General features: G+C 36.1%; 13 protein-coding genes and 4 pseudogenes. 13 read left to right on the top strand and 4 right to left on the bottom strand.

Going from position 1 to position 16,170, the window contains the following annotated elements:
• Positions 1–171: 171 nt before the first annotated feature.
• The 5 genes and pseudogenes from U8D43_RS19145 to U8D43_RS19125 all read left to right on the top strand — a co-directional run bounded on the left by U8D43_RS19145 (position 172) and on the right by U8D43_RS19125 (position 3,119).
• A complete protein-coding gene (locus U8D43_RS19145) occupies positions 172–534 on the top strand; it encodes a nucleoside 2-deoxyribosyltransferase (protein WP_335872766.1) in 363 nt (120 codons plus the stop codon).
• A 261-nt stretch (positions 535–795) separates the two neighbouring features.
• Positions 796–891, top strand: a pseudogene (locus U8D43_RS19140) (GNAT family N-acetyltransferase); the annotation flags it as partial.
• Between the two features lie 462 nt (positions 892–1,353).
• Entirely contained in the window at positions 1,354–1,929 is a 576-nt protein-coding gene (locus U8D43_RS19135; protein ID WP_335872762.1) for a histidine phosphatase family protein, read from the top strand.
• A gap of 55 nt (positions 1,930–1,984) precedes the next feature.
• Positions 1,985–2,539 carry a putative glycolipid-binding domain-containing protein gene (locus U8D43_RS19130; protein WP_335872761.1) on the top strand — a complete coding sequence of 185 codons (555 nt, stop codon included), beginning with the start codon at positions 1,985–1,987 and terminating at the stop codon, positions 2,537–2,539.
• A gap of 253 nt (positions 2,540–2,792) precedes the next feature.
• Positions 2,793–3,119 carry an NUDIX domain-containing protein gene (locus U8D43_RS19125; protein WP_335872765.1) on the top strand — a complete coding sequence of 109 codons (327 nt, stop codon included), beginning with the start codon at positions 2,793–2,795 and terminating at the stop codon, positions 3,117–3,119.
• Positions 3,120–3,330: 211 nt separating this feature from the next.
• Here U8D43_RS19125 and U8D43_RS19120 read toward each other — a convergent pair.
• Positions 3,331–3,705: pseudogene (locus U8D43_RS19120) on the bottom strand (DUF6262 family protein).
• Positions 3,698–3,897 (bottom strand): annotated as a pseudogene (locus tag U8D43_RS19115) (tyrosine-type recombinase/integrase); the annotation flags it as partial. The pseudogenes U8D43_RS19115 and U8D43_RS19120, both read right to left, overlap by 8 nt.
• Positions 3,898–3,908: 11 nt before the next feature.
• Between U8D43_RS19115 and U8D43_RS19110 the strand changes: the two are divergent.
• Both U8D43_RS19110 and U8D43_RS19105 read left to right on the top strand, forming a co-directional pair.
• On the top strand, positions 3,909–4,022 hold the full coding sequence (locus U8D43_RS19110; protein ID WP_335872760.1) for a DUF4177 domain-containing protein: 114 nt from the start codon (positions 3,909–3,911) through the stop codon (positions 4,020–4,022).
• Positions 4,023–4,538: 516 nt separating this feature from the next.
• Positions 4,539–5,321: a class I SAM-dependent methyltransferase gene (locus U8D43_RS19105; protein WP_335872759.1), complete on the top strand. Its 783-nt coding sequence runs from the start codon at positions 4,539–4,541 to the stop codon at positions 5,319–5,321.
• A gap of 428 nt (positions 5,322–5,749) precedes the next feature.
• Here the strand turns inward: U8D43_RS19105 and U8D43_RS19100 are convergent, their stop codons facing one another.
• On the bottom strand, positions 5,750–6,508 hold the full coding sequence (locus tag U8D43_RS19100; protein ID WP_335872758.1) for a MerR family transcriptional regulator: 759 nt from the start codon (positions 6,506–6,508) through the stop codon (positions 5,750–5,752).
• A 96-nt stretch (positions 6,509–6,604) separates the two neighbouring features.
• Here U8D43_RS19100 and U8D43_RS19095 point away from each other — a divergent pair, with 96 nt between their 5' ends.
• From U8D43_RS19095 to U8D43_RS19075, 5 genes are all read left to right on the top strand, one after another.
• Positions 6,605–7,924 carry an MATE family efflux transporter gene (locus U8D43_RS19095; RefSeq protein WP_335872757.1) on the top strand — a complete coding sequence of 440 codons (1,320 nt, stop codon included), beginning with the start codon at positions 6,605–6,607 and terminating at the stop codon, positions 7,922–7,924.
• Positions 7,925–8,030: 106 nt separating this feature from the next.
• The gene (locus U8D43_RS19090; RefSeq protein ID WP_335872756.1) at positions 8,031–8,486 is read left to right on the top strand and encodes a GNAT family N-acetyltransferase; all 456 of its coding nucleotides are present in this window, start codon (positions 8,031–8,033) and stop codon (positions 8,484–8,486) included.
• Positions 8,487–8,840: 354 nt separating this feature from the next.
• Positions 8,841–9,407, top strand: coding sequence for a hypothetical protein (locus U8D43_RS19085; RefSeq protein ID WP_335872755.1), 567 nt, complete (start codon positions 8,841–8,843; stop codon positions 9,405–9,407).
• A 1-nt stretch (position 9,408) separates the two neighbouring features.
• Positions 9,409–9,726 carry a hypothetical protein gene (locus tag U8D43_RS19080; RefSeq protein WP_335872754.1) on the top strand — a complete coding sequence of 106 codons (318 nt, stop codon included), beginning with the start codon at positions 9,409–9,411 and terminating at the stop codon, positions 9,724–9,726.
• Positions 9,727–9,854: 128 nt separating this feature from the next.
• Positions 9,855–12,191, top strand: a complete 2,337-nt coding sequence (locus U8D43_RS19075; protein ID WP_335872753.1) for a coiled-coil domain-containing protein — start codon at positions 9,855–9,857, stop codon at positions 12,189–12,191.
• 540 nt (positions 12,192–12,731) lie between these two features.
• Here the strand turns inward: U8D43_RS19075 and U8D43_RS19070 are convergent.
• Positions 12,732–13,942, bottom strand: a pseudogene (locus U8D43_RS19070) (IS1380 family transposase); the annotation flags it as partial.
• 334 nt (positions 13,943–14,276) lie between these two features.
• On the opposite strand from U8D43_RS19070, the gene U8D43_RS19065 reads away from it, so the two are divergent.
• A complete protein-coding gene (locus tag U8D43_RS19065; protein WP_335872752.1) occupies positions 14,277–15,152 on the top strand; it encodes a VOC family protein in 876 nt (291 codons plus the stop codon).
• Positions 15,153–16,170: the final 1,018 nt, after the last annotated feature.

The raw sequence follows: 16,170 nt of genomic DNA, 5'->3' as shown, positions 1-16,170 counted from the left end.
GGTTTCGATATACCATGGTTCTGTAATATGAAAGAGACTATCAATATCTTGGATTTCTACCTTCATTCCGAATCACCTACTAGTTCTACTATTTTAGTAACCAGTATGGACAGGGGTAAATCATTTTAAACAGCGAAGAAGCAATTTTATGTAGCATCGAGTTTCAGTAACATTGATGCAGTTAACTATGTTACTAATCAATTAGTTAGCAAAGGGTACGTTCATACTTATGATTGGACAAAAAATGCAAGAATGAAGTCAGAGCAATCTTTAGCATTGAAAGATTTAAAAATGATTGCTCAAAAAGAGAGAAATGCAGTATTAGAAGCTGATTTTGTTGTCATTTTATTACCAGGGGGAAAAGGTACTCATATTGAATTAGGTATTGCACTTGGTCAGGGTAAGAAGATTTATCTATATTCACCAGATGGAGCCATAGACAACTTGGAAACAACGAGTACTTTTTACCATTTGCCCGATGTAAAGAAATGTTATGGGACCCTCGATGATTTATTAAAATGGATTACTAACTGAATAGAATACTTAATTACAAGCATTGGCTATATGTAGTTCTTATTTAGTGATATTCCATTAGCGGGGCGTTTCTTTAAAAAGAAGGAAAATAATTCTAACAGTCTATTAAATATTAATATAATTTTTTTAAGAAGGCTTGGAAGGGGTTTCATCTTGAGTATAACGATTAATAATTATCATGATTTATTAGAAATGCTCGATGAATGATTAAGAGAATCCTATAGAGTAATACCAATGGATATCTAAAGGAGAAATATTTTAATGTTGATAACTATTGAAAAAGCTGTCATTTCGGAAGCTGAGAAACTAACAGAAATAACGAAAAAAACTTTTGATGAAGAAGCAAGAAAATGGTTGCCAAGAGCCAGAGGGACGGACCCTCTGGCTCTTTAAAAGTCGTTTGTTAAACAATCGGAGGCTCGATAGCTGAACAGTGGTTATCACTTAGGAAACTGGTGCAAGATTGCACGGAACGTTATTCTATTAAGGGGTGAGGATCGGGTTTTTGGTATTTCTTAATTTTATTTTTAGGAATATTCTTAGTTGTTAAAGGGTTGTGTGGGAATAAAAAAATTGGCTTGGTATTTATAGGGCTCTTATGTGTTGCGTTCTCAATATTTATGTTTACTCCAATAAGTGATGAAATCATTTCGGAATTATTTAATTTGGATTAGAGTATGGAATAGATATTCACTGAACACCTACTAGATATTTCACAAATGGTGCTAAAGTAAAAGAACAGTAATCAGGTGTATCGGAAGTTAAGTAACAAAAGAGTTGAAGCACCAAATATGAGTAACATTTGGGGGGGGGGATATATTGAGTACAGTTGTTTATATGGTGAGACACGGCGAATCGCCAAAAGAGGGAAATGAAAGAACAAGGAGATTAACAGAAAAAGGTTATATGGATGCTCAACGAGTAACTGACATTTTGAAGAAAGATAATAGAATTGATGTAGTTGTTTCAAGTCCGTACATACGTTCAATATCAACTGTTAAAGAGTTAGCTCAACAGATAGGGCAGGAAGTTTTAGTTTTTGAGGATTTAAGAGAGAGGAATTTTTCATCTAAAGACAGAAGATTAGCTGATAAGGAACTACATCCACTTTTGGAAGAGTCCTTTCTTGATTCAAATTACTCTTTTGAAGGAGGGGAATCAAATGCTGATTGTCAAAAAAGAGCTATAAAAGTTTTAAAAGAACTATTAGCCACTTATAGAGATAAGGAAATAGTGATAGGAACTCACGGGGCTGTTATGACCTTGATGATGAGATATTTTGATAGCACCTATGACTTGAATTTTTTACACAGTACATCCAAACCTGATATTTATAGAATGGAATTCAATAAACAGGACTTGGTGAATGTTGAAAGAATATGGGGAAAAGTCTAAGTATCTTGATTTGAAGTCTTCCACAATCGGAGGGCATAAGTTTAGGAGTGAGTTAATGTTTAAGAAAGTTTTCTGGGAACACAAAGAACAGTCGGGATCTGAATACTTAAGAATTAGCGAAAATGATACAAATATAATAGCAGAAGGATTAGTACTTTTTACATACAAAAGAGATGCGTATAAATTTTCATATGAGGTTATTATGGACATTAATTGGCATACTAAAAGAGTTGAAATAATTAATCTTGAACTTAATGAAAAACTTCAATTGGATTCAAATTGTAAAGGGAAATGGTTTTTAGAAAATAGTGAGTTATTAGAAATGGGTGGAGTGATTGATATTGACATTTCTGTTACCCCATTTTCAAATACGCTTCCAATTAATCGATTCAAATGGGAGCTAGGACAAGAAAGAAACTTTAATATGCTATATATTGATGTTCCAACTCTGGAGTTTATGAAGCTACAACAACAATACAAATTTATAGGAAGTTCGGATAACGGAATTAGAAAATTTCAATACAAGTGTAGAGATTTTGAAACTGTTGTTACAGTGGATCAGGATGGATTAATCATTGAATATCCTGATGTTTTTATTCGAAGATATTGAGAATAATCTTCATATTAGGTCTTCCAGAATAGGGGGCGTTGATCTAAGGAGGATTAACGCTTCTTTTGTTTAATATCTAACTGTTGGGGTGTTGCATTACTATCCCGAAATTAATAATCTAGTTGGTCTGTATAAGGAGTGCTATATGTATCCATGTGCAAAAGCTTTAGGCTTAATTATTTTTGAAGATAAATTACTTTTAGAGGAGTATGAGGACATTCATTCAAGGGGAGCTGGGTACTAGTATCGTCCAATTGGTGGCACTACTGAGTATGGCGAGAGTTCTGAAGAGACAATATTAAGAGAATATAAAGAAGAATTAGGTGCTGGAATAAATATTAAGAGATATTTAACTTGTCTTGAAAACATTTTTAAGATAAATGATGAAATTGGGCATGAATTATTTCAGATTTGCTTAGTTGAATTTATAGATAAGAACTTATATCAAAATTTTTACCTTTCTGTAAAAGAAGGAATTAGAAAATCTTACGCTAAATGGGTTCCAATTAAAATGCTTTGTTCTGGAGAAAAGATTCTATACCCTAATGGATTAGTAGAAATACTTAGGAAAGTAACCTAGAATCTTTGTTCCATTATCGGGTGCGTTATAATGGTATAAGGATCACTGAAATAATCAAATTTTTTATGGAAAATGATTCAATTTAACTTAGTTAGAAGCGTATTTTGATCAATCTTTTTGCAAAACAAGCTTTCTCTTTTTGTTCATTTATCAGGTTTGTCAGTATCAATTTGATCAAACATTATTACAAACCAACATTTGCTAATTGATACTAAAACTTTTTATATACCTCTGCGTAAACTACTTTCAATTGGTCCTTAAGTTGCTTGTTGTCATCTTCTAATCTCTTAATCTTCCGTTTTAGTGATTCAATAAGTGCATCCTTGTTGCTCTCATTCATTACTCGCTTGACTTGATTAGGTGCTTGTGATTGTTGTTACCTTAATACTTCAATCCATTTACGTATATCTGCATTATTGTTTAGCGTTGCTTTTGTCACACCTGATTCACTTGATACGCTGTTAAAATTTATTCTTTCATTTGTTCGTATCAGCCTTTTAATAGCTTCATCTACTTTCTGATAAGTGTTTGCTTTCCGTTGAGCATGGATAGTTTTTAAGTGAGCTGAACGGTCATATTCAGACATTTTTTACACCTATCTTTCTCTTTATCTGCCAAAGATAATATTACCCTCTTGAATGGTACTTAAAACATCTTTATCACGTTGTAAATTTCTTTCATTTTTCTTTGTTATATCTTCACGACCATGTTGTTTTGATACCTCAATTGCTTTGGTAGTAGTTTTAATAAGTAATTGATACTTTTGCTCATCCAGATCCCGGAGTAAAAATGTATGAATATAAGTATGTAAAGACTTCCTTGGGTGGTTTATTTACATCCCCGGAGCACAGGGGAGTCTTTGGTGAGTATGCATCAAAAGGCTGGAAGTTAGTACAAGTTTAGCCTTTAAATTATAATAGTCATGGAAAGCCTAGAGAGTATGAAATAATATTTGAAAAACTTTTACCTGAATAGGAGTAAGAAGCTATGTATCTACAGAAACGGCGAATGTGAGAAAGGAATAGATATCATGGATTCGTTTCCCATTTGAAAAGGTATTCAAGAATATCGGTGTACCGTTCCTCTGGCTCTTTTCATGATAGGTAACTTGTCCCTGCCAGCTCGATGAATAAGTACCACAAAAGCTAAATTTGTGGTGGCTCTTTTATAATTGGTTCAAATAGATTCGTATTTCAGTGAAAGCAAATGCCATTAGAATGATTGACGAATTTACCATTTAAAAATGAAGCAATCGTCTCCAATGCAAACCCATCCGCTTAGTCAGCAAGATAGCAACTATTATAAGAGAAAATGGAATTAAAGATGAATAATTATGGTAGGCGATGTCAATAAAACATACCGGGAGAACCGTACCCATGGACACCCACAATACATAATTTGAGGTTGGAGGAATGAATAATGGATACAACACAGCAAAACAGCGATGCTTGGGACAAGAAAGTGGAAGAAGGTTCTAGATACACAAAACCTGTCAGTAGTGAAGTCATTGAAAAAAGTAGGAATGGTGAGTGGGAGATCATTGTCACGACTGAAAAAACTGTACCAAGAACTTGGTTTCCAGAATCAATAAAAGGTTTGAAAATATTGTGTTTAGCTTCTGGTGGAGGACAGCAAGCTCCAGTCCTTGCAGCTGCAGGAGCAAATGTAACCGTATCAGATATTTCAAAAAAACAGTTAGAACAAGATGAAAGAGTTGCGAAGCGGGATGGACTGACGTTGACAACGATTCAAAGAGATATGACTGACCTTAGCGATTTTTCGGATGGCTATTTCGATATCATCGTCAATCCAGTATCGAATTTGTTTGTAAAAGACGTTCATCCCGTTTGGGAAGAAGCTGCAAGAGTGTTGAAGAATAAAGGAATTCTTATTACTGGGTTTACGAATCCTTTATTATGGATTTTTGATGACAACCAAGAAAGAAAAGGGATACTTGATGTGAAACATTCGATTCCTTCTTCTACACTAGATTATTTGCCAAAGGAAGACGTTCAGCATTATATTCAATCATGTCAAACGATCGAATATGCCCACACGTTGGAAAATCAAATCCAAGGACAACTAAATGCTGGTTTTGTTTTAACAGGGTTTTATGAAGATGATTTTGGGGGCACTAGAATCATCGATAAGCATATTAAAACGTTTATGGCGACGAGGTCGGTTAAGGTACAAATAGAATAGGGAAGAGCCAGAGGGACGGACCCTCTGGCTCTTTTTGAGAATGAAGAGATTTGGCGATAGGCAGCTCTTGTGGTAACTCATTGAAAAAGCCACCACAAATCTGAATTTGTCGTGGCTCTATAAAAATTGATGCTAATAGTTTCGTAATTCAGTGAAAATAAGCACCGTTAGAAAGATCGACAATAATAACCCTCTATAACATGTTAAGCAATCGTCCCCAAAGCAAAACCTTCCGCTTAACCAATACGATTGCAGATGAAAAAGAGAAGATACAATTACGCAAGAATCATTATGCTATGCAATGTCCATGAGTAGAAATCTAGCTCAAGTTGTGAAGAAGGGAGGAGAATTTTTGATGGGGTTAAAGATGAAAAGGGGGCATTGTCTCTTTTTCCTCCTCCCTTTAAACTAGCCTTTAATAGTATTTCTCACCAAACATACCGGAAGAACCGTCCCCATGGTCCCCCCCCATGGTCCCCCAACGCAAATAATAGTTCAACATATTGATCTTCTTCATTGAAAAAAAGTTGTGTAAGATCGTGAATTTCGATGATTTCTCCGCTGAGGGTGAGTTCCTGTTTTTGAGCAAATTCATGAATTTCAGGGAATGATGTATGGGTATCACTTAATTCTTCTCTTTTAAAGAAGCACTGAATAAACGATTCATGCTCGAAAATGAAATCTTCTTTTTCGGTTACTTCAACGTATAAATCATGATTATCCTGCTGGTTGTTCATACTTGTAAGGAACAGTTGTTTTTCTTGTAGCATATCGCTGACGGAGAATGTTGATTTAAAGGCAAGAGCTACTTTTTTTAATTTAAGTTTTCTTGATACAAGTTTTGGCTGATGAATGGTAATCACAGGTGTGTCAATGGCTTTGGATAATACATTTCGTTGAAAGGTCAGCAAGTCAATTTGCTTGTCCATTAGTGATACTTGATCTTCTAGCATGGATTTTTTTTGCTGTGAATTGGTTTCGTTCAGGAGGGTTTCAATCGATTGAAGACTCAGTCCTATATCTCGATAAAAACGGATTTTGAACACATTGTAAAAGTCCTCATCAGTAAAGATGTGATAGTCACTATCGTCCCTTTCAATTTCGATTAGCCCTTTCTTTTGCCAATGTCTAATGGTGTCTTTACTAATTCCCATAAACTGACTGATTTGGCCCATCTTATATCGCATTCGTTCCAACCTACTTTCGCAAAATAATATTATTCTAAAACTTTTTATTGACTGTTGACTTGGTCCATACTTTATCGTTTGGACTGAGGTGAAAAAATGAATAAACAACAATTTTTAGAAGTTTATCGAGAGTTCTCGCATCGTGTCATCACGACGAAACTTGTCATGGCACTAGCAGGGAGTGCCGATCATGTGATTGCGGCCATGTTTATTAGTTCGGGCGTTTTAGCTGCACTGACATTAATTACCCCGATGCTCTTTTTTGTTTTTGCATTTGCGTTTATGTTTGCATCGGGATTAAGCTCGTATATCGGCCTATTAATTGGGAAAAAGGAGATTAAGAAGGCGAATCAATCCGCCAGTTTTATTGTTCTGATCTTTACGGGGATTGCACTAATATTATCGGGAGTCACAGCTGTGAATGCAAGCAAAGTGGCTAGCTTTTTAGGAGCGACTGGGGAATACCATCAAATTGCAACTACTTATTTACGTTTTGTATCGATCGCATTTTTCCCGCAAATGGTTTCCATCGTGTTAGATGGATTGGTCATGAATGATGGAAATCCGAAATATAATTTTCGGGTCAATATGATTACCATGTTTATGAATTTTATCTTAAATGTAGTTTGGGTCGTCATCCTGGATTATGGTGTATTTGGCTTAGCGATCGCCACGTTAATCAGTCATAGCTTCCATTTATTAGCCAATCTTTATTATTTTATTTGGCGCTCAGACATCATTAAACTACGAAAACCGAAGAAGAACATTTATGCCCTTCAACGGACTTTATATAATGGAAGCAGTGACTTTTTCGGTGTTTTTATTGAAGCGATTATGTTGTTTGTCGTGAATCAGGCGATTATAAATCATTTATCGGGGCAATACTTGGAAGCTTATGCGGCTTCTGCCGTCTTTACTCTTTTTATTTCAAAAATCTATCTCGGATCACAATACGGGCTCCTACCAGTTGCCTCTAAAATGATGGGGGAAGAGAGATACACTGAATTGAAGCAATTGCTTGTTTTTTCCGTCAAAAGAAGTGCCATCTATGCTTTTGGTTTTTATCTTGCCCTCATTCCATTCGTTTGGCTAGGATTACCTTATTTCTTAGAGGACGCTCAGTTCGTGAACATCGCATTCATGCTTTACTTGGGCGTTGGTTTCGCCGTCGTTTGTTCGAATATTGGGATTCAATCATCGATATTCTTTACTTCTATCAACCGACCGATGGAGTCGTTGGTGATTGCGATTATCAGAACACTTATTTTAATCCCAATATTTAGCTATACAATGATTGGATGGTTGAAATTGTCTGGTATCATGATGGGATTTTTAGTTCCTGAATTGATTATCTCGGTAGCATTCTATGTTTATTTTAAAAAAATCAAATTATCCGCTTTAAGTGTGTCTGTTTGAGCGTAAATCTAGCCATTTTTACAAAGAGATTAGCTTCCCAAAGCGTTCATTTGACGGGTAAAAAATAGGATGGGACATTCTAAAAAAGTAGAGGAGGGCTTAAAGGATGAACAATTATGACTGGAATATTCGAAAAGCGGTCACCAAAGATGCGAAAAATCTAAAAACTTGTATGGAAGAAGCCTATGCAATATATGTAAGTAGACTTGAAGGTCAGCGGTTGCCGCCGATGGATATTGATTATGTAACCGAAATCGAGATGTATCCTGTCTGGGTTGTTGAATACGAGGAGCAAATTGTCGGTGGGTTAATCTTACAGTTTGAGGATGCTTATGCCAAATTAGCTAATATCGCCATTCGACCTGATTTTCAAGGGAAAGGACTAGGAGAAAGGCTAATGACTTTTGCTGAAAATGAAGCAATCAAAAGAGGTTACAAAGAAATGAAGTTAGCTACCCACGAAAAATTGAGTGAAAATGTTCTCTACTATCAACGGTTAGGTTGGGAAGAGACTGAGCGTGATGAAATGAGAGTATATATGAAAAAGCCCTTAGTGGGTTGAGATGACGTTCATTTATTCATAAGGAAACACACTTCAGAATAGAGTTTCTAAGTGTGTTTTCTTTTTGTGTATATTTTAACTAAGGCTCATTTCGTATTAATTGTTGTTTTAATAAAAAATTATATGAAAAGATGACCAGTAGTATAGTGATGTCAAGGAAAGTGAGCATTTGCTAATAATAGCCACAATCCTTGCGAAAACAGGCTTAACTAATGTGAATGAAGTTCTGATAGAGCCGGGGGAACCGTCCCCATGGTCGACCCCATGGTCGACAGTTCTAACTGACCGTCTTAATACGTAAAGTTAAAAAGAGGAGTGAACCCCTCTCTTAATTTTGTTAAGGAGTGTGACGGAATGGACAATAAGTGGGAACAACTTTCACAAAAAATTCGGTTACTCAATCAAGAACAAGATGAAATGATCGCGATCTTAACAGAACAGTTGCTGAAAAAGAAAGAACAACAATCTGAGCAAATAATTAGCTATTTTACATACTCTGAAAATGTCCTCCACCGAGACGAAGTCGAATTTCTGCTGTTCGGTTCTTATTATATTAAAAACTTAGGCGACCATCCCCTCACCAATCCTCATATTTGTTTAAAACTTTCAAAAGATTCACCGTTTCGATTGTCAGGTAAGTTCACTCAACCTCATTCCTCTCTTCAAATGGACAATAGGCAATTATGGGAGCGAGTAAACGACCAGCAAAACCGAGATGAATATTGGCTAAAACCCGTTCAAGTCAAACAAATAAAACCAAATGAAGTCCTAACCTTCCCGCAGTTCCAACTGAATTGGTCACAGTCCACGAATTACACCGCTTCCCTTGCTGGGTTTACGTATTGCGATGAATACCCAGACGGGATTCCAGCTCTAAATCAAATAAGTGTGTCAGCATCCTTTGGAAAGGGAGGAGAGTAACATGGATTCTTTCAAGAATGATGAGTATGAAATATTAATTAAACAATTGCTGAAACAACTTCTAAACGGCCAAATGAAAGAAATCAACGAACAACAATCCCCAACGAGTAACAGCTTGATCATTCTAGATCACCAAACGATTCAGCTCCTCTTACTCACCCAGTTATTGAATAAAGGGAATCAGCCTTTGCCTGATTCTCAACATGCGACCGAGTCGAGTAAAGTACCTGATGAAATATTGGATTCGTTGGACCAAATGATTGATTCGAATCGAAAGAAGTTTGCAGAGCTTATGCAAATAGTGACTAGTGAGAACTGAATGAATCTCATTCAGGTAACAATGATTCGTGCATCACTGCTTTTTGACCGATGAGGAACCATCTAACCTCCTGCACATATAATTGAAGTAGGTTATGCCAAAAATAGGCAATTCAAGGAGTGGAAATGATGAATTCACCTCATTCGTCAACATCAAGTAAAAAACTGAAGGACACTGTGCAACTTCAACAATTACTCATCCATTATAAATCTGAAGTGTTGAAATACAAAAATATAGTGGCGGATTATCAAGAAAACTATCATTATTCGATGTTAGGGAAATTAAAAAATCAAAATCTTAAATTAATTGTGGAAAAAGATGCTCTTGTGACAGAAATTGAAAATAAAAAAGAACAGCTTCAAAAATTGCCGAAAGTTGCAAATGAACTCATCCATTATCAAGGTCTTTACGAAAATCTACTAAACTTATCCGAACAGAAAGACGCGGAAATCAACACGCAAGCTGAACAAATCGAGCAGTTAGAAAACACGGTTTCAACAGCAATGGAAAAAATGGATAGCCAAGAGGCAATCATTCAGCAATTGAACGATGAAAAGGTTGAATTAAATATTGTAAATACACGTATCAACAAAGGTTTAGAGAGCTTACAAACGGTAAATAAGGAGCAGAAGCAACAGAATCAAATACTCGTAGAAAAAGTTCAAAAAACAGAAGAAATAAATCAGATTCTCCAAAGCAAAAACAATGAATCGAAGGAAACAATCGAATCGAAAAAATCAGACGTAAGGAAACTACGTAGCGACTATAAATCCATCGAAGAACGAAATATAGAACTGGAAAATCAGCTGCACCTATTATCGAATCAGCAAGAAAATAGCATAAATGAAAACAAAGAGCTGCATAATCTATGTGAGAAACTTAACGAAGAGCTTTTCTTATCTAAGTCAATGCAGGATAAAGCAAATGAACAATACGAAGATCTCCAAGGTCAGATTAAGCTATTACAACATGATTTTATCCAGACTAACGAAGAGCTAAAGAGTGCTCTGCAAAAAAAACAAGAGCTATTATATGAAATCGACGAGTCAAAACGATTAGTTGATGAAATGTCTGAACGATATGATTTACTCCACTTTCAGCATAGTCAATTAACCGATGAGGTCATTCAATTGAAAGAAGAACTAAAAGGAGAAAATCTTCAAAGTCAAACCATAATGAAAGACATCGATGAACAGCAAAGGCTTCTTGCAGATATGTCTGAGCGTTTTGCTGAGCTTGACCATAAATACCTAATATTAACTGCTGAACTCGCGCAATCGAAAGAAGAATTAGAAATCGCGCATAAACAAAACCAGGACTTGATTCAAGAGTCAGAAGTAAAACAACGATTGATTTCAGAAACGTCTGAACAATTTGCTGAACTGAACACTAAGCACCACCAACTAACCACTGAATTCAAACAATCAAGAGAAGAATTACACACTGCTCATCTGCAAACACAATCCACAATAGACGAACTTAAAGAAAAACAACGATTGCTTATTGAAGCGTCTGAGCTAAATGCTGTGTTGAGTACGAACAACTCAGATTTAACCACTGAACTCACTCATACGAAAAAAGAACTAAAATCTGCACTTTTCGATAAACAAACCATCAAGCATGATTTAGAGGAACAACAACGACTCGTTGCAGGAACGACTGTGCAATTTGCTGAACTGAGTACCAATCACCTCGAATTATCTACTGAATTTGTTCAAGTGAGTAAGGAATTACAATCAACACTTCTTGATAAACAATCTTTGTTAAATAATCAAGTGGAACAGCAACGACTTCTTTCAGATATGACTGAGCGGTTTACTGAGCTGAAAACTCGATACGACCTACTAACCACTGAAATTACGCAATCAAAGGAAGAATTATACTCTTCCCAATTAGAAAAACAATCCATTATACATGAAGTCGATGAGAAACAGCAACTCGTTGAAGAAACGTCTGAACGCTTGGCAGAACTCAATTATCAAAATCATCGATTAGCCGAGGAGCTAACACAATCGAAAGAAGATCTAATTTCTGCTCATTTACAGCAAAAACAAATTACAGAAGAATTAGATGAACATCTTCAATTAATTGGAGAGCTACTAGAATTAATCGTAAATCATCAAAAACAACTTCAGGAATTCAAAGAAGCCCCTGTAAACCAACTAGTAAATCCAGAACTCCACTCCATCTTTTTACAAACAGAAAATAATGCCCTTTTCGAAGAAGATCTTTCAATGGAAGAAGTCTTAATTGATGTTCAATTCAATCATCTTGAAAAAACAGAAAGTTTCCAAGGTATTGAAGAAACTCTCTTAGATTTATTAGCAATATCCTTCGAATCGGATGAACATAAGGAGACTAAAAACGTCCTTCTGGATGAATTAGAATTAAAACTAAGTGAATTAAATCAAGAAATCATGAATCTTGAGAAGAATTCTCCAACCGAGATCTCAACAAAGGAATAAGCATAAGAGGACTCCATAGAGAGGGATACAACACGGTATTTTTTTCATAAATAAGTTATGAATGACATTTTGTTGGTTCCATCCTAATAACAAATAAACGAAGCAAACATTTCATTGTTCGCTTCGTTTATTTGTTATTATTTTTTTGATTCACCCTCTTGATATTCTGTAACAATGCAAGGGAATTACATAATGGCCCTCTAGCCAGTACTAATCGATTACAAGAGCCAATCCAATCATTAATATCCGTTCTACGCTCAAAGGGTAAAGACGATTGACACACTTCAGCCGTAACTAGTAAACAGTGTTTTACTGAAATTGGTAATCGTGATACCATATATATAGTAGAGATAAACGGAAGGAGCATGAATCTTTATGGGAGATATCCTTTAATGGCTGAGTAATTGAATGGATTTGTTGATTCCCCCTTGGTTCAATCTAGAATTTTCAAAAAGGGGTTCCCCTGAAAATTCACTCTAACTTTATGCTTTGAATTCGCCGAAGTACGTTCCAAAAGAATTTCTGGTACACAAAACTGGAAGATAATTTAAAATAAAGGGACCTTCCTGATTTAACTAGTTTGCTAGCGACTTTAATCATTTTTGTGCGGATAGTTTCAATTTGCATGCTCTTTTTTTCTTCTGGAAAACAAAGGGTTCGCAACCAATTCGTTAGGTTATAAGCTAGAAGAGTGAACATCATTCTTACTTCATTCACTTGGAAGGAATGCAAATCCGTTTTTGGCTTCCTTTATATAGTTTTCCATCGTTCCTCTTTTTTGGTACGTTTGGACGATATCCTTGGGTGAGAAGGCAGCTACTAGATTGGTCACAATGAAGGAATGATTAAAAAACAGTTCACCTTTAGGACGAACGGATTTTATGATTACTTTTCTAGGTTTTGTCCAAGATGCTGCCTGATACATCGTTTCTTCATAATAACATTCCGTCTCCATTGCATTAGAAGGGCTTGTAGATGGGTGGAGTTCAGGTTTGCATTAGATTTGAGTCGAATTACGTAGAAAACGGATTCTTTTTCGCACAACTCATACAGGGCTGGAACCGCAAATCCACTATCCCCACGAAGAAATGGTGTCGTCTCTGGGAACTTTTTGTTGTAATGTTCAATAAGAGGTTGGATAAATTCCACAACCCCATTAGAAGTATAAACGTTCCCTGGTCTTAGCTTGGCTTTCAAAAAATCGCCAGTACCCCCATCAAAAGCGACTAATGGATGGAAACCAATCGTCCCATAGTGAGCATTGTAAGCTGAAGACTCTTGATTTCCATAGGTATCGGAATGAGTAGAATCCAAATCAATTAGGAGTGATTTAGACTCTCGGAATCGATGAATTTTGTCAAGAAGCTCTTGGTTCTCTTGATTTAATTGTTCGGTGGATTTGGCATCAAAACGCCTGAAAAAACGAGACAAGCTAGGTTGAGAAGCCAAAGCATCTGTACCAATGATTTGTGTAAAAACAGGATCGGTCGTCAAGTGATCCGCAGCGTCATCTTGAAAATACCTGCGATCAATTGATACATCTTTTGACGAAGCAACTGTTCATTCGAATGGACATAGTATCTTCTGTTGTCCTTTAGTTTTAGATGGTGAGCCACTGTTTTGGAGAAGCCTATTTTTTCATCAAATTCTCTTATAAGAAGTTCACCAGTGTCCGAGGAAAGAGAACCTCCTTGATCAGAGAGTTTAATCCGAGGGTTGAAATTAAGCGATATTTGGGGTAAAGTAGCCATGAAAAGAATCCTTTCTGTTGGTTATTTGGTCGTACTTATACCCTATCAGAAACGGATTCTTTTTTCATTTATTTCATGCATGTATAATCTAAAAGAAAGCCTGTTAGATATGCGTTTGTAGCTATTATTAAAAATTCTATGAATAATTCAGGTTTTTTATGAATAATCACGATATATTCTTCAGGAGAAGAAGTCATTTTGATCAATTTCATTCAAAATGGCTTCATTTTTCTTTAGATAACATCAGGAAGGGATTTTTAATCAACTTTATTCCAATCCAATACCTGAACATGCAAGGTGCTACTACGATTTTTCTTTAGAAGGAGGAAACATAATGGGATTTCATGATGGAGAAGCAACCTATGTAGATCAAGTTAAGATAAAGGTAACAAATTTAGAGAGATCGCTCACTTTCTATCAGGATATCGTAGGATTTACGATACTAGATAAAAATGATAAAAGCGCTAGTCTCACAGTCGACGGGAAGAAGGGAGTTCTTTTTTTAGAAGCACCTGAAACGGTAGTACCTAAACAGAGAGGTACAACAGGTCTTTATCATTTTGCGATTCTTCTGCCAACGAGAAGTGATTTAGCCTCTTTTCTTTACCATATTAACCAAAAAGGGATCGAACTAGGTGCAGCGGATCATCTTGTTAGCGAAGCCCTCTATTTTTCAGATCCAGATGGAAATGGGATTGAAGTATATGCTGACCGTACCGCTTCTAATTGGCAGTGGACGAATGGAAGTGTGGCCATGGCAACCAATTCATTAGATGTTAAGGATTTACTTTTACAACGAGTACAACAAGATTGGCTAGGTCTACCAATAAATTCTGTGATGGGGCATATTCATCTTCATGTATCAGATTTACAGAAAGCGAAATCGTTTTACACTAAAGCACTTGGATTTGAGCTGGTAACTGAGTATGGATCACAAGCGTTATTCCTTTCAACAAATGGCTATCATCATCATATTGGCTTGAATACTTGGAACGGGGTTGGGGCGCTGGAACCGTTACCTAACAGTGTTGGGCTTCAACATTTTGGGCTTATGTTTCCAACGGAGGAAGCAAGACAACAGGCGATTGAAAGATTGAAAGAATTATCTGCTCCCGTCACTGCGATTGGAGAGGTGATTGTAACGGAAGATCCTTCAGGTAACAGCATTATTTTGGGTTTCCAGGGCGGCGGTTCTCCTGGTAACTCATAAGATAGAGCTTAGTCTAGCTTTTGTTTTACGCTTTTTATTTTGGACCTCTTGCCTCGCCCCTTCCCGTAGCGAATCCCGAATGCACTAAAAAGGCACAACGAGCATATGTCAGCTCGTTGTGCCTTTTCTATGAAAAAATTTTGCTTAGCGGGAGGCAAAAATCAAGTAAATTAATTTAGTATAAACTATTGACCCTGTTCTAGGAACACGCCTCACAATGTGTATGAGGTCAAAAATGAATGAACAAAAAAGTAGAGAGGATAAGGGGTGGGAATACACAAAAACAATGATTATTCGTTCAATATTCTAAAGAGTACTAAAGACTAGTTTTTTAGGCGATTCTACTCTAGCAGGAACAACTTTAATCAGTCTATGTTTTTTGAAAATTATTTTCCTTTAGTTTCTTTCTCATTGTCAAGAATGAATTTCTCGAAAGGAAAAATACACGAAGTCAAAACGTTAAAGGATATCACACCTCCTCGAAAAGCTTGTTGCTTTTTGAACCAGTATAGAATCTGTAGAGAGCTTCGTTTCGGGACATCTTTTCGACTATTTTAGATGGAAATCAACAATGAATTGGGGAGTTTACTGAAAAGTAGTTGAAATAACCACTAGGCATACTAATAAATCCTAATAGGTTGACAACAGAATAGCACCTAGTCATTTATATTCATTGTTGTTATTAGCTGGGATATGAAACGCTTAGCGATATAAAATTCTGGAGTTCTTTTTTAGGAAAGGGATAATATTTACTTAGGTTAACAACTATGATTCGGTTTTTAATATCACGACCGCAATTAACAACAACTATACGGATAGGGGAAAAAGGGGTCATACAAGTCAAGGGATTCCTTCTTATTCGAAAAACCACAATCTTTGCGAAAACAGCCTTGCGAAAAAAGCATTTGATAAATAAATCTTTTTGTTTGGCCGTTTCTCCGACTATTAAACCGATGATTATTTTTAATTCTAGATAATGTCAGCATCTCCATTTTTCAAGGCAGCAAGCAACAGCATT

Origin of the sequence: Bacillus sp. 2205SS5-2 (assembly GCF_037024155.1) — a bacterium.
GTDB lineage: Bacteria > Bacillota > Bacilli > Bacillales > Bacillaceae_K > Bacillus_CI.
Note: the sequence above shows the minus strand (reverse complement) of the source record. Positions and strands in the feature narration are given on the sequence as shown.